The 20,644-nt window shown below is 55.7% G+C and carries 20 protein-coding genes and 1 pseudogene; 12 read left to right on the top strand and 9 right to left on the bottom strand.

What is annotated here, in order from left to right; translation table 11 throughout:
* Positions 1-688 precede the first annotated feature (688 nt).
* The 3 genes from HCN50_RS15650 (at position 689) to HCN50_RS15640 (ending at position 3,151) form a co-directional block, all read left to right on the top strand.
* The gene (locus tag HCN50_RS15650; RefSeq protein ID WP_171710537.1) at positions 689-1,369 is read left to right on the top strand and encodes a sugar transferase; all 681 of its coding nucleotides are present in this window, start codon (positions 689-691) and stop codon (positions 1,367-1,369) included.
* A gap of 325 nt (positions 1,370-1,694) precedes the next feature.
* Positions 1,695-1,907, top strand: coding sequence for a hypothetical protein (locus HCN50_RS15645; protein WP_171710536.1), 213 nt, complete (start codon positions 1,695-1,697; stop codon positions 1,905-1,907).
* 599 nt (positions 1,908-2,506) lie between these two features.
* A complete protein-coding gene (locus tag HCN50_RS15640; RefSeq protein ID WP_235976980.1) occupies positions 2,507-3,151 on the top strand; it encodes a transglutaminase-like cysteine peptidase in 645 nt (214 codons plus the stop codon).
* A gap of 14 nt (positions 3,152-3,165) precedes the next feature.
* Here HCN50_RS15640 and HCN50_RS15635 read toward each other — a convergent pair whose 3' ends face one another.
* Positions 3,166-4,554 carry an O-antigen ligase family protein gene (locus HCN50_RS15635; protein ID WP_235976979.1) on the bottom strand — a complete coding sequence of 463 codons (1,389 nt, stop codon included), beginning with the start codon at positions 4,552-4,554 and terminating at the stop codon, positions 3,166-3,168.
* Between the two features lie 109 nt (positions 4,555-4,663).
* The gene (locus HCN50_RS15630) at positions 4,664-5,956 is read right to left on the bottom strand and encodes a polysaccharide biosynthesis/export family protein (protein ID WP_311968051.1); all 1,293 of its coding nucleotides are present in this window, start codon (positions 5,954-5,956) and stop codon (positions 4,664-4,666) included.
* Positions 5,957-6,514: 558 nt separating this feature from the next.
* Here HCN50_RS15630 and HCN50_RS15625 point away from each other — a divergent pair.
* On the top strand, positions 6,515-6,766 hold the full coding sequence (locus HCN50_RS15625) for a hypothetical protein (RefSeq protein ID WP_171710534.1): 252 nt from the start codon (positions 6,515-6,517) through the stop codon (positions 6,764-6,766).
* A gap of 473 nt (positions 6,767-7,239) precedes the next feature.
* The gene (locus tag HCN50_RS15620) at positions 7,240-7,524 is read left to right on the top strand and encodes a hypothetical protein (RefSeq protein WP_171710533.1); all 285 of its coding nucleotides are present in this window, start codon (positions 7,240-7,242) and stop codon (positions 7,522-7,524) included.
* A 47-nt stretch (positions 7,525-7,571) separates the two neighbouring features.
* Here HCN50_RS15620 and HCN50_RS15615 read toward each other — a convergent pair whose 3' ends face one another.
* On the bottom strand, positions 7,572-7,799 hold the full coding sequence (locus HCN50_RS15615) for a hypothetical protein (RefSeq protein ID WP_171710532.1): 228 nt from the start codon (positions 7,797-7,799) through the stop codon (positions 7,572-7,574).
* 1,338 nt (positions 7,800-9,137) lie between these two features.
* Between HCN50_RS15615 and HCN50_RS15610 the strand changes: the two genes are divergently transcribed.
* Positions 9,138-9,404, top strand: a complete 267-nt coding sequence (locus tag HCN50_RS15610; RefSeq protein ID WP_171710531.1) for a hypothetical protein — start codon at positions 9,138-9,140, stop codon at positions 9,402-9,404.
* A gap of 947 nt (positions 9,405-10,351) precedes the next feature.
* Here HCN50_RS15610 and HCN50_RS15605 read toward each other — a convergent pair.
* The 3 genes and pseudogenes from HCN50_RS15605 to HCN50_RS15595 form a co-directional block, all read right to left on the bottom strand.
* Positions 10,352-11,467, bottom strand: coding sequence for an acyltransferase family protein (locus tag HCN50_RS15605; RefSeq protein ID WP_171710530.1), 1,116 nt, complete (start codon positions 11,465-11,467; stop codon positions 10,352-10,354).
* Positions 11,468-12,429: 962 nt separating this feature from the next.
* Positions 12,430-12,498 (bottom strand): annotated as a pseudogene (locus tag HCN50_RS34780) (hypothetical protein); the annotation flags it as partial.
* 262 nt (positions 12,499-12,760) lie between these two features.
* The gene (locus HCN50_RS15595) at positions 12,761-13,648 is read right to left on the bottom strand and encodes an invasion associated locus B family protein (protein WP_235976978.1); all 888 of its coding nucleotides are present in this window, start codon (positions 13,646-13,648) and stop codon (positions 12,761-12,763) included.
* Between the two features lie 44 nt (positions 13,649-13,692).
* On the opposite strand from HCN50_RS15595, the gene HCN50_RS15590 reads away from it, so the two are divergent.
* Positions 13,693-14,037, top strand: coding sequence for a curlin repeat-containing protein (locus tag HCN50_RS15590; protein WP_171710529.1), 345 nt, complete (start codon positions 13,693-13,695; stop codon positions 14,035-14,037).
* Positions 14,038-14,060: 23 nt separating this feature from the next.
* On the opposite strand, the gene HCN50_RS15585 is transcribed toward HCN50_RS15590, so the two are convergent.
* From HCN50_RS15585 to HCN50_RS15575, 3 genes are read right to left on the bottom strand one after another with little or no spacing between them, the layout of a single operon-like run.
* The gene (locus HCN50_RS15585) at positions 14,061-14,507 is read right to left on the bottom strand and encodes a hypothetical protein (protein ID WP_171710528.1); all 447 of its coding nucleotides are present in this window, start codon (positions 14,505-14,507) and stop codon (positions 14,061-14,063) included.
* Complete coding sequence (locus HCN50_RS15580) at positions 14,504-14,923, bottom strand: helix-turn-helix domain-containing protein (RefSeq protein ID WP_171710527.1); 420 nt, start codon at positions 14,921-14,923, stop codon at positions 14,504-14,506. The genes HCN50_RS15585 and HCN50_RS15580 overlap by 4 nt, the downstream gene beginning before the upstream one ends.
* Positions 14,904-15,389, bottom strand: a complete 486-nt coding sequence (locus HCN50_RS15575) for a hypothetical protein (protein WP_171710526.1) — start codon at positions 15,387-15,389, stop codon at positions 14,904-14,906. Before HCN50_RS15575 ends, HCN50_RS15580 begins: the two co-directional genes overlap by 20 nt.
* 834 nt (positions 15,390-16,223) lie before the next feature.
* Here HCN50_RS15575 and HCN50_RS15570 point away from each other — a divergent pair.
* The 5 genes from HCN50_RS15570 (at position 16,224) to HCN50_RS15550 (ending at position 20,455) form a co-directional block, all read left to right on the top strand.
* Complete coding sequence (locus tag HCN50_RS15570) at positions 16,224-17,942, top strand: beta strand repeat-containing protein (protein WP_171710525.1); 1,719 nt, start codon at positions 16,224-16,226, stop codon at positions 17,940-17,942.
* A gap of 60 nt (positions 17,943-18,002) precedes the next feature.
* Positions 18,003-18,392, top strand: coding sequence for a curli-like amyloid fiber formation chaperone CsgH (gene csgH / locus HCN50_RS15565; protein WP_171710524.1), 390 nt, complete (start codon positions 18,003-18,005; stop codon positions 18,390-18,392).
* A complete protein-coding gene (locus HCN50_RS15560; protein ID WP_171710523.1) occupies positions 18,377-18,877 on the top strand; it encodes a hypothetical protein in 501 nt (166 codons plus the stop codon). The genes csgH and HCN50_RS15560 overlap by 16 nt, the downstream gene beginning before the upstream one ends.
* A gap of 254 nt (positions 18,878-19,131) precedes the next feature.
* Complete coding sequence (locus HCN50_RS15555) at positions 19,132-19,428, top strand: curli assembly protein CsgF (protein ID WP_171710522.1); 297 nt, start codon at positions 19,132-19,134, stop codon at positions 19,426-19,428.
* 100 nt (positions 19,429-19,528) lie between these two features.
* Positions 19,529-20,455, top strand: coding sequence for a CsgG/HfaB family protein (locus HCN50_RS15550; protein ID WP_171710521.1), 927 nt, complete (start codon positions 19,529-19,531; stop codon positions 20,453-20,455).
* Positions 20,456-20,644: the final 189 nt, after the last annotated feature.

The raw sequence follows: 20,644 nt of genomic DNA, 5'->3' as shown, positions 1-20,644 counted from the left end.
TTGGAATGCTCCAGGCCGGCGGAATCCTGCCGAAGGGATTCCATGGTATCTCGGATCGCGGCATTTCTGATAGCGGCCTCGCTCGCAGCCCTGCCCGCGCGCTGTTTTGGTCAAGAATATGACGAGTTGCCCTGACGCGCGAACAGTGGCCACAGCCTGGAGCAAGCACGTCAACGATCCGAGGAATTTGTTGCCAACGCACGCGCGCGGAGGCCTGCACCTATGCAAGCTGATCAGAAGGACGCCGAGGCCTCAGAACGCGCAACAAATGATCCCACTCTCCAGCACGGCGACATCATAGCCACTGGCAAAGGCTTCTTTATCTTTACCGGGAAGGATGAGGAGCGCCGGCCCCACGACTTCAGGTTAGTGCCCGCCCTGCTTACCAGTATTGTTCGGGAAGCCGCTCGCCTGCGATTGCGGCTCTCTGCGGTTGCGCGAGACCTGCGGGGCGATCGCTGGCTGGCAGCTACTTTTTAGCCTCTGGGCGCTTAATTTCTATCACACCTTTTCCAAATTACTCATTAATCTAATAACTTAACCGGTTCACCTTACCGAAAATTTTGGGCACAAAATGAACTTCTCAAATTGTGCGATGCCCATTAATTTGCTAAAAATCAGTAAACGAAAAGCCATAAATTAAAATATTGAAGACCCGTTTTTCGAGCAGTTTTTGTGGAGTACCCCTATGAATAGTTTGGCAGAAGCAGGTTCGCCTAGAGTTCTGCGACTTGCCTCGGAGGTGTTCGCAGTTGCTGTCGGAACAACTCCAAAGAGGATTGTCGATATCGTATTGGCGCTTTCCGGAATCGTATTGTTGGCGCCATTGCTAATCATTTGTTTTGTTCTGACTCGCGCTACCTCCCCTGGCCCTGCAGTATTTCGCCACCGCCGGGTCGGATTTAATGGAAAGCAGTTCGACTGCCTGAAATTCCGTACCATGGTTGTCGACGCGCCAGAGCGTTTGCGTCGCCTTCTTGAGTCCGATCCGATCGCCGCCGCCGAATGGACGGCAAACCGCAAGTTACGCCACGATCCGAGGATCACCATGATTGGTGATATCTTGCGGAAATCCAGCCTTGACGAACTTCCCCAGCTATTCAATGTGCTGCGCGGAGATATGAGTATTGTGGGTCCGCGTCCGGTCACTGAGGAAGAACTCGAGCGCTACGGAAATTCGATAGACAGCTATCTTGCATGCAGGCCGGGGATTACCGGGCTTTGGCAAGTAAGCCGCCAGAGCAGCACGACATATGAGCAACGCGTCTCCTATGACGCGTTTTATGCGCACAACTGGTCAATGGCTCTCGACATCAAAATCATCGTTGTCACTCTGCCTTCACTCATGCTTTCGGACTGCGCTGTCTGAAGATGATATGAGAATTGCCAATTTGCTTCCCGGGCGATTTCTATTGCTTCGGGAACGAAATTTCCGCCGTCCATGTGCAATTCAAGTAATAAGCTGATGATTTCGCGGCAGTCAGCGCGGGCCACCCAATCCCATATCCATATGTATCCTGGAAGGCTTAACGATTCGAGGCGCCTCTTTTTCTCTCACGAGAATTGTAATAGTAGTGAACAGGGCTTGTTAGGACATAAAATATACCATGACCCTTTACGTTAATTTGTTCTAGCGATTGATCGTTTCATTCGTTTTCGTTTACTCATCACTCGAAAAGATGGTGAAGACGCGAATGAACAATCTCAGCCCCGTTCACCTGCCGGATCCTGACGTCAAGCCGCGTTCGCATTCGCGCCGGAAGACCAGAAGAATTGTTATTGGATTGCTCGTTGCACTCATCGCTGCGGCAATGATTGGTTGGCTTGGTTTCTTGGGCTGGGGAGTGGTTGAACTATTGCGAGCCGTGGCAAATTTCATCGACACAATTCGGCGAACCTTCATTTAACCAGCTTTCGTGCTCGAGCAATGCCTGCCTTGGCTCCGGACACTTGGCACGAACTGGGTCGATTCAGAGCCGAGCCCTGATCATCCAGGTTGATGCCGGCAAATGAAATTGCCGAATCGCGCTCCCGACAGTCACTATTTCTGCGTCCAGACCATTTCATGAAAGCCATACGAAGGCGCAATCCGCACGGCCCATATCAGAGCAGAAGCGCCGTTGCCGAAAGTGAGCTGATCCAGCCTGGTTTCGGTGAGGCGCTGATTGTCGATGAAGACAATGTCCCGGAGCATTGTCCCGCGATTGGGCTTAGCTGACAACGATCACGCCTCGGGATTTCGCCTTGCGATTTCTCCACGTGTTCGATCTCGCCGGCGCGGGTACCCGAGCCGTCGGACATGACGGTGTCTCGCATGCAGATCGATAGAACTGCCACTCCGACAAATCCTCAACGATGCCCCATTGCAGCGGCAGACCCAAAGCCCAGAGCGCAGCCGTTCCGCGACGTTCGCTTGTTAGCGAAGATTTAACTTGGTGCGAGGACAATCAGCCGGTTGATTGCGCGCCTTCCGGCGATCGCATTTTGCTGGTCAGGCGGTTGTCACATGATGCGACCTCTTCGAATCGTGTCGCTACTTTCGGCGATCGCGGTATGTCTCTTGCCGCGCAATGCAGATGCTCGCGATCGTGCTTATCAGGACGTTAATCAAACGGCGATTGTCGAAGCGTCTCCCACATTGGCGCCGTTCCAACATGTTCGCTTTTGCCTGAACTATCCATCTGACTGCAAATCGAATCCGACGGAACTCGAACGGATCGATCTGAACGCGGAGACTCTCGAGCTCCTTCGTCGCGTGAACAGCAGCGTCAACATGGCGATCGCTCCCAGGCTCAAGGGCTATGGTCCGGAACTTCAAGACGGCTGGAGGATTGCACCGACCAGTGGCGACTGCAACGACTATGCGAGCACCAAGCGACATACCTTGCTGGAGAGCGGCTTGCCGTCGAGAGCGCTGAGACTATCGGTGGTCAAGACATCGTCGGGAATTGGCCATCTAGTCCTGGTAGTCGCAACAACAAGAGGCGACCTGGTACTGGATAATCTGACCGATTCCATCCACGACTGGCAGAATACTGACTATCAATGGTTGAAGATTCAGTCAGCCGCGGATGCCAGATTCTGGTACGAGATTCGAACGCCCACGCGGATTTCGCGATCCAGCCGACATGTTCGTTTGGCGGATCGTTAACAAACCACAGCGAGCTAGCTTTTGAGGTCGCTACTGCGGCCGATTGCATCGCTCCGCGGCAACGGTATATCTGCAATTTGTGCTGGCGCTCGCGACTGTATTTTGCCGGAAATTTTTCGATCCGAGGTCGCTCTAGCCAGCCCGCAACCCAGAATAACTCCGAACACGATAAGGTAGCCAGGCACTTGCAGAGAAAAATCGATTGTCGCATGCAGGTAGCTGAGGACCGCAATTCCGGTAATCGCTGACAGTGAGCTCCGATTCGAGTCCCTTGGTCTCAGCGCGCTCCTGCCGAGTATGAACAGCGATGCAGCAGCCGCCATCACGACTGCGGCGGCGATCGGAATACCCATCTCGACAGCGATTTCGAGCAAAGTCGAGTGAGCATAGTCCCATACTCCCCAGCTGCTCAGATCGTTCGTTCGCAACGAAGGAAACAGATCTGCAAATGTGCCCGCGCCGGTGCCTAGTAGCGGTCGCTCCCGAATTAGTTTGAGACAGCTTTCGTATACGAACCATCGGCCGCCGTCGAAGAGTCCTTGACTTCCTATTCTGCCCACACCGCTCAACCAAAACGACAACAACGCGAATGCAGCGATGGCCGATCCGAAAACATGCCAGAGCCCAACCTTGATCTTGCCGGAGACCATCAGGCCGATCGCCACAAGCAAACCTACACAAGTACTGATCAGCCCACCGCGCGATCCTGTCAGCAACACGGCAAAGAAACAGGCAAGTCCGGCCGCCGAGCGAAACATGAGCTTGAAAGCCAACTTCTCGTTCGACGGAACGAGGAGGAGCAGGCGGATCGATGAAGTATTCAGCGATTGAAACGAAAGATATGCGGAGCAGAGCCACAGGATTGTGCCGGCTCCCATAAAGGTGGCTGCGGTGTTGTGGTTGATGAAGGTAGTGGTCAGAAATCCAAAATACGCACGTTTGGGTGCCCACAACACCATATTTGGCGTCAACGTAAGCGCAGCCAAACCGTAGATGGCGTATAACAAAATGGAATATCTTGCGAACTCGATGACAATATCACTGTTGCGTCGCGATGTTCCGACGAACATGCCACTCAAGAAAGAAGTTACCAGCAGCAAAAAGTGTCCGATCACGGCCGGCGATATTTCAGCGCGACTCGAAATCCTAGCCGCAAGCTCGAGTCTCAGAAGGTCGCTAGCCCGTTGCCATATCGGATCGGCCAACGGTCCAATCAGATTGGGGACAACTTGGATGATCGCGACAAGCGCGTAGGCGCCACAAATGGCAAGAAAGATCAGTATTATGCGCTTTTGGCCAATTCCGACCGGAATCACCAGACCGCAAAGAGTGCTGATCGAAAGCACAAGGCTCCAAATCACCACCCAGAGCGGATCAACGGATCCAAAAAACAGCGGCGCCAAAGTTAGCGCCGAAATTGTCAGCCAAAGCTGGATTGATCTGAGAGTCTCTGACAGAAACTTCAAATGAGGTCCGCGATCAGAGTTACGACAGCGAGCGCTAAGCTTGGACCTACCACCTCGTCTTGACTGCCGTGTTCACGTTCGTGACCGCGTTTGCCGTGGCGGAAGTCGTGTTGGCTGTATTGCTGATGAGTGTCAGCAGCTTGTAGTAATCCACGACTCTAGCATTCGCTACGTACATGACGTCTTTGGTTCGCATCTGGAAGCCAGCGGCGAGCAGCATACCCCCGGGATCGCGCAGATTGAGGTGATAAATCGTCGGTATCCGGTCGTAGGAAAATCTCTTGGTGTCGACGCCCAGCTTCTCAAGAAACGGGCGGTCCTCGTACCTATAGACGTAGACCTCGGCCGGGTCAGACTGCTGATCATTGAGACCGCCTGCCTTGCCGATCGCCTGCGCAAGCGTCAGGGATTCCACGTCAAATGGAATTTCCGAATTGAAGCCGAAAACGTTCTGATTGAGTGCACCCAAAGCGGTAAACGTGGGCGATTCACGGGTGATGAAGATTACGTCGTTTGGTCGGATGAAGATGTTTTCGCGCGGGTCATGCACCACGCGGCTTAGCAGCACCTTGACGCGCCGGCCGTCGCGCTGAAGCGTCACATAGCTCTCGATAGCTTCGAATTTAGGGCCGCCTGCACGGGCGATCAGCGCCAACAGACGCTCGCCCACGCTGTTAAGCGCAAGAACGCCCGGCGTGTTCACGTCACCAAGAACACTTACAACGCTCGAATGCTGCTGGTTTAAGCTGACGACGACCTGTGGCTCAATGGCACGGTTGCGCAGACGAGCGACAATCGCTTGTTGGATTTCCGGCAAGGTGCGAGCCGCAGCCGGAATCTCGCCTGCGTAAGGAACGTAGATAGCGCCCTTCTGATCGACAGCCTGCGCGGGCAGATCAACGAAGTTGCCGGGCCGCGCGCCTGCGGCAGTTGGGGGTGTGAACAATCCTCCCGGCGCTGCCTCAAAGATTGAGATATTCAAGACATCGCCGACGCCGACAACCTGCTGCGGCTTGGGGCGTTTGTCAGGAAATACGCCCTGGAACGTAATCAGATTGGGCTGCGACAGAAAACCAATCGTGTCAGCACTGATATCGACTAGCGCATAAGGGAGAGCCGCATTGGAACGCAAACCGGCGGTCGCATTTCCGTGCACGGCATCACTCTTTGGACCGGTACCTGGCAGCTCCGAACAGGCTGGCAACAATGCCGCGGCAACCAGAGCAAGGGCGGGCATTCCAATACGCTTTACGGTCGCCGCCCGACGGCCGAGAACTGACAATCCCAAGTTCGTGACCAAGTCGCCCATCCCCAATAGCGTGGTAAACTGAAACTGCACGGATGCCTTCTTCGTAGTCAAAATTCTGCGACTTGTTGACGATATTTGGCCGCGAACTGGCCTGTAAAACGCCACGCATCCCGACAGTACAAGGCGACTCCCCTCCCACAAAGGCCTGAGTGCTCGTAAAGCCGCGTTTTAGGCGGCAAGTTGCAATCAAGCCACACTGCCCCTGCCACCGACTTTTCACAGTTTCTCTTTAAATTGAACCCGTTACGCCATCTTTGGGGACTAGCGTTCAGCGTCGCGGCCGCCGGCTAGGCATTCGAGCCATAGCGGCGAGTGTGTGAGCCGGACGCGGAAAATTGTTGAGCCGATCCCCTTAAGTTTACCGGCATCACCTGATCGAGCTGATATTTGCAGTCTTTCGTGGTTTACTTCACGGGCGATTCGTCACAGCCGCGTGGGCCTACTCGATGTGAGTTGCGGGAGGCGTTGTTTGGCGATGAGAATCGCAACAAGTAGCAAGATCAAAACCCTTTCTCAGTCGGCATAAACCGCCGTCCCAAGGGTTGCGTGTTCGCGTCAACTACATTCGCTGAACATATGGAACATGGCATGGTATATGCCGCAACGATATTAGCCCTGATAGGATTTGCTTCAGGCTTGTGGCTTCGCCTGAGATTCCTGCTGGCGATTCTCGCGCTTCTTCTGCTGCTATCGATCTTCTTTTCGATCAGCAGCGGTTTCGGTTTTCTCGATACTGCATTGACGATCATGGCCGCGCAAACGATCACTCAGGCCGGCTATTTCCTGGGATTGGTCGTTCGGGCATTTCTTACAGCTAATGGCGTGCGCCACATTCTCTGATTCATTTGGATCCGCTGGGCGTCACGCCGCTAGCCTAGGGCTTCTGACATTCTAAAGCGATGTCGTTCGATCGGCTCAGGACGTATCAATGGTCAGCCCGGCCCAGCAAATTCGTAGGCGATCAAGCGCAACTGCGCTGGATCATTATCCCCGAGAGCATCAGCGCGTATTCGATCTCCTGCGCATGGCGACTCCATCTCGTCCGGATCGGTCTTGTGGAATGGCCCAGCAAATGTCCACCAGAGTCACCATAAACCCTTGTAAATAGTTGAAATATAAGGATTTTTATTGACCAACGTGTCTCAAAGGCAGGAGATGATTCACAAAGGGACCGGGAGCCGAGACAATCGTGCAGCAGCGCGCAGCATTTTTCCGAATGGTTTGGACGTGCGTAGCTTGGCGAAATCGCAAATTGCGGGCTATTGTCCCGTTCCTAACATCGCCGCCTAAAGACCCTATCCAAGGATCAGAATATGCCGGACGTTTTCAAGATCGCTGTTGCCCTGGTCGTTGCTGTATTTGCCGGCGTATCGACTCCGGCATCAGCTCGCGAGCGCCTGTATCCCCTCACCCGCTGTGGTCCGGATCTCGCCTATCTTTGCCCAATCCATGGTTACTTCGATGGCCCGCCGTTTCACTACAATCTCGCCATCTACCCGGGCTGCATCAAAACGGTAGCGACCCAAACTCCGCACGGGATCGAGCGCCGCCGTGCGATTGTTTGCGGAGCCCCCGAAAGACCGATGGTTTGGTGGTGATGAGCTGAGTGGCGGCTGAACATCGGCTCAAGAAGCTAGAAGCCACGCTACCTCTTCGAACCTTTGGCAGAGGTCGCGTTCGTCAATGACGGCTGGGCAGGCGCGTGCCTGATCGGTCCATTGTTGACCGGCCCCTGGTTTATTCCCGTCGGCGAATATGTCCCGCTATCGCGCACAATATTGCCGTACATGTTCCGCTGGTTGGAGATGCCAGACTGCGCCAGTGCCGGATTGCCGAAGGCGATCAGACAGAGAATGGTGAGCCGGAATTTCATGGACAGTCCTCGTTTCGCTTTGGGTACGCGAGCTGGATTAGCCCGAAAACCCCGATTGTGGGAGATAAATATCGATTGGGTTCGTCTCTTCGCAATGGATTGTATTTGAAAGTCCAACTCAAAGCCACCTCGCAGCAAATTCAGTTCAGAAGAGCTTTGCAACGCAACTGCCGAAGCGCGTGTCGTTTGCATGCTATGGAAATACAAGTAGTCGGCAGCAAATCCTACCGAGCCAACGCGCCGGCTCCAGGACAAGCGCTGGTCTCCGGCACACCGATGCAAGCTCTCAGGACCTACGCTCGCTACAGCCTCGGCTGACTGCGGTTCCAGATTTAACCTTGGTTGCAGACATCAAGCTTAACGAATGCCGCTCGTTGCGCCGGCATCCGGAAACGCTAGGCTATTCTGTCTCAATTTTCCTGGTCGGATCTGCCCATTGAGAGGGGCCACCGTCCATATTCCAACCGCTTGCTTTTTGAAAAGTGCCACAAATGATTGCCAAGAGAAAAAGAAACACATCTTTGGACCTGAGGCCTCCGACGGCATGGAGAGAGGCCTGGCATCTTTGGACCGTCTTCTTTCCGCGACGGTCAATCACTGGACGGCTTGTCTTTGGCAGGGTGTGGCGGCGCCACGATGGACGCCATTGGATATACAAGCGGTTTCTCGAGTATCCACTTGATGACCATGAGGGATAGACGATCCATCAATAGAACCAGAATAAGCAAAGGCGCACTGCTGTCTTTCGCCGGTAGACCTGGCGTCTTTTCCTGCACTGTTTACGATATAACCAAAAGCGGCGCCGGAATTCGGCTGCACGATCTTCGAATAATTCCGCTGGAATTCGCGTTAACGTTCGACAATCTTAGGTCACTGCGCAAGTGCCGTTTGATATGGCGTGAGGGCGATTTTTCCGGCGTCGCATTTGACCCCTGATTGAGCGAAAGCCCGAAATGGCGTTTGCAAGGGTTCGCTTCACTGGACTCATCTGATACCGAAATCGCAAGCGCTGTTGCCAAAGCCGGCAGGTAGCGCGTCTCGGCATCTCAGGTTTGCCATCCTCGAGGAACGGATCTGGGAACGACAACAGCGGTATCTGTGTGAAATTCACCTCGGCAGGCATCGAGGTATCCTCGAGAATTCTGATCCAAGCTTGGCACCCCTCCCTCTCACCGACCTAAGTTCGGCAGACAAATTTGATGCGCCGCCAATGCAGTGCATCGCCCCGCGGATCCCCGTCGAAAGCACGATTAACTTTGGCAAGCTTCTTGCGAGGGGCTCACCGACGCCTCGGCGATATTTGTACCTGTGCCAAAACTGGAGCTTTTTGGAGACACAATGAAACATCCGCCTTATTCCGGGAATGCGCAAATCGATGCGTCGCGGCTCGAAACATTGATCAGCGATCTGAGTCACCTTGTTCAGCTGCTCAGTCACGATATCGAACGATACAGAGAAACCGCGCGCGCAACAGGTTCAACCCGTTTCGCGTATCCGATTGCGGTGAGGACAATGACGGCGCGTCGCGACAACTTGATACTAACCGTCGCGGCACTCGAACGGAGATTATCCGAATCCAAACACGCGGTGGCGGCTGTACGATAAGCAGCGAGAAGGCCCACGTCCGGCGCTATCGCATTTCATGATCAGACCACCTTGTCGGATGCCAGAAGGCCAGAGTTCACAACAAGACCGAGTTTGTACGGCATCCGCCATGTCGCGTGATTGACGTCGAATGGGTTTCCCGGTTCATGCCGGGGCAGAACGTAGATCAGTCGCGCAATGAGTTGCGGCGCATTCGCCGAACCAGACCTACCGCCATCAATATGGTAACCAGGGCAAGTAACGCCAATATAAAAATCTCTAGTCGCGTGAAGCCGGCATGAACATGAAGTGTATGGCGGAGGACGGCCGCGGCAATCACCGCAGCGACAAAAATACAGACTAAGTATCTCATCCGTATTTTAGTTGGATCCATCGCAGATCAACAGTGCACAGGGCGGCACCTAACAGGTCCGCGATTTAGTGGAGTCTCGGCAACGCCGCCGGCGTTGGTTTGGCGCTTGGCTGCGCGCCCATTGTGAAGCCACCCATCGAACATTACCCCATATGCTTCCCCCATTCGAACTCCTTCCGATGTGCTTGTCTTGTCCTTTGTTGCCTACCTCCGATGCTTCGCGCGTTCTCGCAAGCCGCGCGATAGGTAATGCAAGAACACCCCAAGCCGTCCGTCGGCACGCCTCTTCAAGAAAGCCAAGCCCAGTAGCCCCCATTTCCGCCCTCTTCGAAGGCGATTGGTTCGAACTTAGGTAAAGTATTGTCGGCTTACAGAAAAGAAAACACTTAAAATCGTGGCGGTGAAACGGGATAGAGCGGACGAAAGACCTGATCGGATGTGAGAATGCGCCTGCGGAAGCCTCGCTGCGCAACAAGTCCAAAAAACCCATCTGCCGCAGACCGATAAAAATTGCACGACAGTGGCGGCCCCATTGCGCAGCGCAGCGAAATGATGCGATGCGCCAAGAGCCGACATCGTGTCCCTGTTTGCGTAGCTAGGACCTGCTCAGATCACCAGGTGGGTCATTGCACGATCTTTTCAGCTGACATGTTGAGCCCGGGGCATTGTCCGCAGGCTTCCGGCGCTCCAGCAATGACATGACGGGACGCTCGAAAACGCGATACACACCAATACCGAAAATTGCTGTTAGTGGAATCGCTATCACCGCGAGCGATGTTCGCAGAGTCGGCGAAAGATGGGCGTAGTTTGCGAAGGCGATCAGCACGCCGACGACAAAGAAATGCGTCAGGTAGATCGAATAGCTTGCATTGCCGACCTCCTGCAAGAACTGCCAAGGTTGTCCGCGCGTTTTCACATCGTCAAATCCGACTGCCGCCATGACGATCAGCGCCGCCGGAACCCCAAACGTCAGCAATGTGTTGGTTGGTGGATCGTATACGGACGAGGTAATTGGCAGAAATGAAAAGGCAACCAATAAGCCCAAGCCAAGCGACAGAGTTAGCCACGGTAACCCCGACATTCGATGCATGGTGGCTGAGATCCGATCGCGAAACAACGCGAGGATCATACCTAAAGAAAAATCAAGCATGATCGGTTGGCTGTAGAAGTGCAGGATGACATTGCCTGGGCTGGGGATGTAAAGCCCGAAAAGAACGAGACCCAGTATTATCGTCGCACACAGCGCGACTCTCATCTCATACCATATCGATAAGCTTAGTGCGAAAATCAGATAGAAAAACATCTCATAGTTGAGCGTCCACCCCAGGTAGTAGATTGGATAGATGCGGCCGGGTGACTTCTCAAACGGTACGAATGCTAAGGATTTTAGCAGCGCACCAAAATCGGGAGAAGAGCTACGAAGAAAGAAAGGAACGGAGATCGCGATCACGAAGACGAAAAATGTTGTCAAATAATACAGAGGAACAATCCGCTTCACCCTGTTGAGTACAAACTCGCTCGCAGATACTTTCCTTCGCGACGTCGTATACACCATGATGAAGCCACTGATTACAAAAAATAGATCTACGCCGCTGTAGCCTTTATCGTGCAGTGCAGTGGTGACAGAAGTCTCTGGCAGTAGCGGCCTTAAATGGACAAACACCACGAGGTAAGCTGCAACAGCTCGCAGAATCTGGATGTTCGTTAGCATCACAGAGCACCCATTTCTCGTCCCGATGCGGCGCACCTTTTGGACGTGTGGTTCTCGCGAATGGCTCACTGTGCCCACAAGCCGACTGACATGCACAAGCGACGGCGCAGCGAAATCGAACATCATGACAGCGCAGTAGGGTGCGACCCTTCATGTGGAAGGCGAAGCGAAGCTGACCGGCGCCCCAATAGACCACGAAAGGTCTCAATAAGCATTCGCTCAACGAAGAAATGAAGTAGGAGACCGAGGCTCACGCTCAGCAGAACGACAATTGCTTCGGGCTGCACGAAACTAGCTCCTGCACGTCTGATTCAGAGCCCAGTCCACCACTGTCGAAAAAGTGCGCCAAATATTAACGGCATTTAGTCGTGAATGATCGACGGAGGCTTCAGCGCATTCGAGCGGCGACTGCAGCGGTACCCGGCGGCGGATGTCGCGGGTTATTCCCACGCATCTGACGTGTTTTGGCCCCGATGGCGCCCCTTGTAAAGCAGGAAAACTACGGAGCTCGTGTCCGGAACCAAGACTGAGCCTGCAGATCGAGTTGTCGGAGTAGTCGATCGAAGGAACGCAGGCCGCAACAGGCGGCGAGACGGGGGTTAGGAGAAGCCAGACGAGCCATCCTGCCTAGACAGGCATCTTTGGCTCCGCTCAGCGAACTTCCACGGGCCCTTAGCTCCAGCGGTGCATCAGACGCCGGAGAAAATGGCGGCATCCCGGACGTGACAATCTTCTCAAAAGCCGCCTTAGCATGCCTCGCTTCGACTTACACAACTGGCGGCATTCGCCACGCAGCTCGCCTCAAGATGGGGACGTCCATGGCCGTCGCAATCAAGGTAATGATGAGCATCGCGCCGAGCGGTTTCGTCAGCAATCTCCGAATATGTCGGTCAAAAATCCCCAGCCGCTCAGACACGCTGTTGGCGAGCGTTTTTGTCTCAGCTTTGCTGATCGTGAACTTTCTATCCTGCGGCCGGTCCTGAGAGTGGCCCCAGCCAACGCGGTTGCTTGCCGCGATCTGACCAGGTTTCTGAAAGCCCGCTGAGATTTCGATATTTCGGTTAAAGCGCGCGTATCTACGTCTTTCGCGAAGCACAGCCGTCGATTCAGTCGAACATCGCGCGTCCTATTCTCGCGCCGAAGCTGCAAGGCGCTTCCCCAGCTCACGCATCTCAGATGAAAAACAGATTAACCCTGTCTCTGACCATCATGCTGCAGGTGTCCTGTGCGGCGGTATCGGTAATCTCGCCTGAACCACAGGCCTGCTTCCAACCATTCTGCTTCTGACAACTATCAGCTCGCTAGCTGAATGGCGCGATCGACCGCAACCGCAAAACCATTGAGAGATACATTGAACGTAACAGCTTGACCATTGCTCACACTGAGTGCGCCTACCGCGAAGGCCTTGGCGTTCCGTATTGCATTCATGCCAGCACTCGGAAAGGTGATGGGAAGCAGGCAGCCTTGCGCCACACAAGTCGAGAAGCGCAGCCCGTGCCCCAAATCCTTGTCATCCAGTTTGAGGATAACCCCGGCATCCAGCTTGAGCCCGAACGGCATCAAGATCGTTCCCTCGCTCGCGCCTTCTTTTGCAATCCGCAGCTCGATCGCAAAGGCTCGCTGTCCCTCTTTATTGACCTGCGCCTGGCTCAGCGTGCAAACCTTCGCTCCCTTGTCGGTGCTGCAATTCAAGGTCCAGTCGCCATATATTTCGCTGATTGCGGAAGCACCATTCGGCAATGCGCCGACTCGCGCACCAGGTGCCGCTACGGTCGCTTGTGCCTGGTCTTGCCCGGCTGCTTTTGGCGCAGGCCGGCGCGCAGGCGCCGTCGCGCTCTTGGCTTGCCTTGGTTGCGCCTGCGGAATGAAAACGGCGTTGGGCTCAACCGGACCAGCCCTGTCTTGGGCATGAAGCGGCGCCGCATCGCAAAAGACGGCGGCAAATGCAACAAGAAGGATGTGAGCCTTGATATGAGTCTTAATGCAAGCCTTGGGCATTACGAATTCGCGCATAACACAAAAGCCTTTGATCCGTTGCTCGGCCAATTGCAAAAACGCTGAGCGGATATGACTACAAAAGAAGCCTAAGATATCGCCGGCCCAACGCAGGCGCCAGCCCCCGGCTTCCCTGCTCCTGCAAAGTTTGTCGAACCGATCGGCGGCTGCGGGGTCACGGGTCATTAAGAAGAATACGGTAGAAAATACGCATTCTTCAGGTGAGTAGAATGCGCACACATATTGTCGTTCTCGCGACCCTTCTGACCGCGGCCAACACGCCCAGCTTGGCGGGTGAAGCCTTTGTTTCACAGATTGGGGGAGCCCGGCAGCCAGCCGGCAATTTCGAATGGCCGAAAGAGCCGGTCTCGTCCGCGAAGATTGCTGTGCCCGTCAAGGTTAACGCATTTGCTGCTGCTGGGCCGACGACATTGCCGCCCAACGCCAACGTTTCTTCCGTCACACAGGTTGGGACGAACAACTTTGCAATGGTTGCGCAGACCGGCGGAAACAACTTGTCCACAATCGTCCAGCAGGGCACGGGAAATCAGGCCATCGTAAATCAGCGACGCTGATCCTTCGAGCTCCTCATTCTTCGCTACGTCGAGGCGGATACCACCTGCAGCGAGCCCAGATGCAATTCGTCCGGCCCTGCATTGATCACAACACGAATATGAATCAGGCCCGGCTCCCGAATCTCCAGCGGCGAGAACACCAGGCTCGACGCCACGACGATATAGGGCGGGACAGAGATATCTTTCGGCAGACTATCCAGCAGGTTCTGCTGGTCCAACAGTCCGGGCACCTCGATCGGCTCTTCGGCAATCGGCTCCGGCTCGCCGGGCACATAGCATCGAGCCGTCACAGATGTGTAGGGCTGCGTTGCCGGCGAGAATACGTGGAAATGAATGCAGAACTTGGATAGGACCAGCGGGAATTTCTGCTCCGTCATCATGACCGCATTGTAACAGCCGATGAAACTGAGCTTGCCACCAGCTTCACTTCGAATGTCGTCGCAGAAAATGGAATAGCCGTAACGTCTCATCTTAGAGATTTCGTTGCCTCGCCCGGCACAAGCGAAGATGCGACGAGCTTCTGACAAAGTGACGTGCCTCGCCGGCCGCCATCGATATATTTGATCTGGCCGTGGCCGATCGTCGACGTGGTCACCGGCTGATTCTGCCCCGCCTCGGCCACCGGCTTCTTGAGCTCGAATGAGATTTCCATATCCATCGCCCACGCGAGATCCGCCAGTGACCTCAGTGTCAGATTTGCTTCTCCGGAGAGCTGCCGGTTAATGAGCGAGCGATGAACCTCGAGCTTCTTCGCAAGCTCCTGCTGCGAAAGCCTCCGATCTTTTTTCCGCTCTGAGAGCGCTCTCAGCAATTCGTTCCTGACGCGACCAATGAATCGACCGGCATTACGCGCCCGGCTTCCAATATCAAACTGAAAGGACGTCACCTGGATCTACCCCCTGAACACATAAAGTATTATCAACGCCCAATTGCCGACGGATTCTTCTTATTGCAATTCGATAGCCACGATAAAGCTCGTGGTCTTTAACTCTATCAGCCCAATCACCAAAAACGCAAACGAAGCAATCTCGCTTCATGAACCAGCCGAAGATGCGTATATCCGGCGTCTTCAATTCCCATACAGCATTTTCTTCGGCGCGAATATATCGAAATTGGCGGGTATGGATAAGAGGTCCGCCGCTTAGAAATAGGTGGAAGAGTTGGTCGATTTGCTCTGCCGCTGTCGCTTGCCCGAGGCGGCCTTCGGCTTCAGAGCCGTTTACCAGTTTACGAAGCCACTCAATAAAATCAGGCGTTCCATACAGCAGGCGCTGCGCTTGTTCGCGGCCGTCCAATTCCACTTCGATTCTTGAAATGGCCCCCGCAGCGACGAGATCTTCGATCGTTGACATACTAAGTCTACAACCGCTCTGAGGTCATAAATTGATTGATCCATCGAGGCTGGTATGCGGCTCGAAGTGTATTCCCGAACGTCACAATGGTATTCGGCCCGGCCGCGCGCAACCCTAAAATTTCGCACCTGAGGCACTGAAGACACAGATTCCGGGTTTGACGGGAGCATCTGCCGCACTGCAACCAGTCAGGCGCACAGCGTCTGGCCGCGTGAAATGGGTTCACGGCCACCGGGACGGCCTAGACCATTACTACAGCCGAGATCGGTCATCGCCGATCTCGAAGAGAGCACAGAACCGAAGCCAAGACTGAGGGCCGGCGTTCACATGCGATGCGTGCTAGGAGAAGCAATGTGCTTCTCGCCTCCTCTCCACGGCAGGCCAAAACAGAAATCCTGAATTGGCGACTCCTGAAGAGCAGATCGACGATAGCAATCCACGCGCGGTGATTTCTCAGATGGGCAAGCGAACCGGTCGGTAGCCGGACGATGATTCGGCACACCGCAACTTTCGTCGGCATCGACGATCGATTCCCGGATATCCATTGGAGATGAGCACATCCTTGCTTGTCGACATTAATGTCAACAAACCGCGCCCTTCGCGCCAACGGCAGTTATGTCGACATATAAGTCAACAAATCGAAATTCATTAATTCCAACTGAAGGTTGAATGGCATCCCCAGCGACTGAACATGGCCATCACAGAATTTAAACGACGAACATTAGGGTAAAATTTGCCTTAGCACTTGCGGAGCATACTTAAGAAAGGGTTAAGTCCCGCCCAGGAGGGCAGCGATGGTCGCTGTGCCACCAATGGGAAACGAGGGATTTCCAAATGCGAAATTTAACAACCATTGCATTTCTGATGGCGACGACGTCGCTCGCTTCTGCGGCGAGCAACGAATCTTTTGTCGCGCAGATCGGCGCATCGAATAGCGCCGTTGTCGGCCAGACCAACGGCAACAACAAGCAGGCCACGATTCAGGCCGGCAAGAAGAACACCGCGATCACCTCGCAGAACAACCCGTCCTCACCCTCGAAGACCAACCAGTCCGGCATTGGCCAGTTCGGCGCGCACAACAACGCGCTCGTCGGCCAGGACGGCGGCAACAACACGCAGGGCACGCTTCAGGTTGGCGTCGGCAACAACGCCGTCACCTCACAGGGCGGCGCCACCGGCAACAAGACCAACAATTCGGGCACTGCGCAGTTCGGCTACAAGAACGACTCGCTTGTAGGACAGAACGGCGGCAACAATGATTCGACCACGCTGCAGGTCGGCGGCAAGAACGCGTCGATCACGGGTCAGCAGACCAACCAGCACAACTCGGGTAAGAACGATTCGACCACCGCGCAGTTCGGCTGGGGCAACAACGCGGCCACGTCGCAGAACTCGGCGGGCTCGACGGACGGGTCCAACGGCAAGAAGGGTGGCACCGGCGGTGACAACACCTCAGGCATCCTGCAGAACGGCTACGGCAACACTGCTCTCGTCGGTCAGAACTCGGTTGGCAGCGGACAGACAGGAAACAACGGCCAGGGTGGCAATCCCAAAGCTGGCGTGGACAACAACTCCGGAGTCGTTCAGTTCGGCGGCAAGAATTTTGCCAGCGTTTCGCAGGACGGCCAGCGCAAAGGCGTGAACACCAACCTGTCGAACGACTCGTTCGTCGGTCAGTTCGGCTGGTACAATCAGGCCCTGGTCGGTCAACTCGGAGGTAACAACACGCAGGGCACGCTGCAGTTTGGCGCCCACAACAATGCCATCACAGGCCAGTCGGCCACTGATACCGGCGGCACCAACGGCGCGTTCACTCTGCAGGGCGGCTACGGCAACCAGGCCCTGACCTCGCAGACCACAACGGGCTCAACCGGTTGGTTCAACTCGGCGTCGGGCGGCGACAACTCGGCTGCTACGCTCCAGTTTGGTAAGGGCAACAAGGCCACGACCGGGCAGGATGCGAGCGGGATCGTTGTGCCTGGACCGTTCAATATACCGTTCGCACTTGGCGGCGTCGACAACAATGCGCTGACGCTGCAGGTCGGCAAGGGCAACAGCGCGTTGACGGCTCAGTCTGGTGGTAGCTTGTTCCCCTCCTCCAACAACTCGGCGATCGCGCAGTTCGGCGGTGGCAACGACGCGATCGTTGGCCAGGTCAACGGTGGCAACGTTCAGGGCACCTTGCAGGCCGGCTACAAGAACACCGCTGCGACCGGTCAGACGGGCTCCAAGTCTGGTCTGGGCACGAACGCTTCGCTCACGATTCAGGCCGGTGCGAAGAATTCCGCCGTCACCAGCCAGTCGATTGCCAACCCGCTTAACGTTGGCGTGAACGGGTCGTTGATTGCCCAGTTCGGCGCCAACAACAAGGCAATCGTGGGCCAGAGCGATACTGGTCTGCAGCCGATGATCGGCGCCAACCTGCAGACAACTGTCCAGGTCGGCAACGGCAACTCCGCGCTGACCTCGCAGGTTGCGAGCGCGGCCGTGTCGAACACGTCGGTGACGGCGCAGTTCGGTTCGCACAACACGGCGATCACCGTCCAGAAGTAAGCCCAGAGAGGGCGACGGGATTTCATCCCCCGTTGCCCTTTCATTCAGGGGATGACGAGCATGTCGGGCCTGCGCACGACCTTCGTCACCGGATCTGCAATTGCCGTTGCTGTTTTTTTCAACTGTACGCGGGCGCAGCTTTCGTCCGGGGCTGGGCCGACAATGACAATTGGCTGTCAGATCCGGGTGACACCGCAGAACGATATGCTTCGGCTTGAGGCGGTGGCGAACGGTCGGGAATCTGCGACCGGGACCTATCGCTTCGAGATCCTCAAGCAGAGCTCGACCGGCACCAGCCAGAACGTCCAGAGCGGAGCGTTTGCGCTGGATACCGATCGGGATGCCATACTGACCACAGTTGTTTTGGACGGATCTGCCCGCGGTCACTACCGAGCCCGGCTGACACTGGACACAAAGGAATTCGGGAGCGTTTCATGCGTCTCGCCCTAAAATCTATTGCCACCTACCTAGCCATTTTGATCCTGCCCAGCCCCGGTGCGCTTGCTGAAGGCGCTTTCGTTCAGCAGGCGACCGCGGCTTACCAGGGGCGCAATCTCGCCCTCCCCGTCGCGCCGAACCCGGCGCCGACCGGCGGCGCGCCGACTTGGACGGCTCCGAAGACCGGCAGCCTGCGGGCCGCGCCTGAACTAGCCGCGCCAGCCAGCGGCGGCAATTTCGCCAGCACGCTCGAAATCGGCGCCTACAACAAGGTGCTCCAGGCGCAGCTCGGCGCCGGCAACGTTTCGAACGTCGGCATCATCAAGGGTTACGCTAACAGCGTCGGCGTCCTGCAGGCCGGCAACAATCTGAAGTCCAACGTCGGCCTGATCAACACGCAGGGCCTCTCGGTGGGCGTGATCCAGCCGAACGGATCGGCGCCGGTCAACGTGCTGATCGCGCGGCTTCCCAATGGCGCGCTGCTGATCAAGCGATAATCCATTCGAATTTCTCTGGAGGAGATGCAACATGGGTCAATTCAGTTTTCCTGCAGCCAGGCTTTCTGTCCGGATTGATAATGATCGCCCAACTGCCGGAGAGCCCTGCATTCGGGAAAAATCCAGGCTTTAGAGATTAGTGAGGCCGTCGAGATAACATCGCAGTGTTGCCGGTGGGCAATAGCCTTACATGCAGGCCTTTGCTACTTTTAGGCAGGTTTTTGATCGATTTAATTTTTTGGTGGGAGATTGCCGTGAGTAGATTATTGATTTCCATAACCGGCTTGGTCGCGAGCATCGTCCTTTCGGCTCCCGCTTCTGCAACGGAGCAGGTTTATCGCCCGGTGAGCCCCACCTTCGGCGGCAACCCGTTGAATGGTAACTTCCTGCTCTCCACCGCCCAGGCTCAGGGTAATGGCACCAAGTCCGGTCAGCAGAGTCCCGATCTTTCGGGGCTTACCAACGCTCTAAGCGGGATCGGCAACGGCGGCGGGCAGCCCATCATCATTATCGGCGGCAATGGTCAGACGACCATTCCGACGAATCCATAAGTCCGGTCATTTCGCGGTCTTCCTTTCGCCATTGCTTCGTTCACTTGCGGAATAGCCTCGGTTGAGCCGTTCCTGTTGGCGCGCGGGTCCAGTTCCGTGCATGGGGGTTAACTTGATTTGTCTCGGTGCCAGGCTGGCTTTGGCGTCGCTCCTTGCCTTAGCGGGGGGCGGCTGTGCGCTTACCGGTACGGCCAAGGATCCCGTGACTCCGGCTGCAACCCTTGTGCCTGCGACCAAGACTGGCCTGGTCCTGGAATCGCTTCCGCCCCCAAAACAGAAGCTCGACGTGGCGGTCTACAATTTTCCAGATTTGACCGGCCAGAATAAATCGAATGACAATTTCGCCGAGTTTTCGCGTGCCGTAACTCAAGGCGGCAGCTCCATCCTCACCGATGTTCTGGTCAAGGCCGGCGGTGGGGCGTGGTTCGATGTCGCCGAACGCGCCGACCTTCAATCGCTGCTGCAGGAACGGCAAATCATTCAGAATACGCGCACCGCACTGATGGGGAGCAAGGCCCAAAGCCTGCCGCCGCTGCGGTTTGCTGGCGTGCTTCTTGATGGCGGCGTGATCGGATTCGATACTAACGAAACCACAGGCGGCATAGGTGCGAACTATCTCGGCATTGGCGGCAACGTCTCATATCGCCAGGATATCGTCACCGTGGCGCTTAGGGCCGTCAGTGTGCAGACTGGGCGCGTGTTGGCGTCAGTTACCACCACGAAGATCATCTATTCCGTGAACGTCGGCGGCAATGCCTTCCAGTTCGCAGCAGTCGACGCACTGCTGCAAGCCGATATTGGCGTTACGAAGAACTCCCCCGCCACGCTCGCCGTTCGCGAAGGTGTTCAGCTCGCCGTTTACTCCCTCATCTTCGAAGGCGTGAAGAATAACCTCTGGGAGTTCAGGGATCCGGCGGCCGGTGCCGCGTTTATGCGCGAACTCGATATCCACCAGAAGGCCCTGGCGCCTGTCAATGTGGTCGCAGCGGCTCCGGTAGCCGAGCCGGTGGTGGTTACGAAAAACTGACCCTGAGCAGGCTCATCGCGCAATAGGACGTGCTTGCTGGGTCGCGCTATAGCAAGCCGGCGAGGATGCGTTTTGCTGATTGCAGGTTACCGGCGCCGTAGGACCTGTCTTTGTGGCAGCACCGGCACCGGTTCCGCCTTCCGGCGCGCCCTTCAGCGGTTTGCCTCCGCCATCGATCGTTTTTGCGCC

Source organism: Bradyrhizobium archetypum (genome assembly GCF_013114835.1).
GTDB lineage: Bacteria > Pseudomonadota > Alphaproteobacteria > Rhizobiales > Xanthobacteraceae > Bradyrhizobium > Bradyrhizobium archetypum.
Note: the sequence above shows the minus strand (reverse complement) of the source record. Positions and strands in the feature narration are given on the sequence as shown.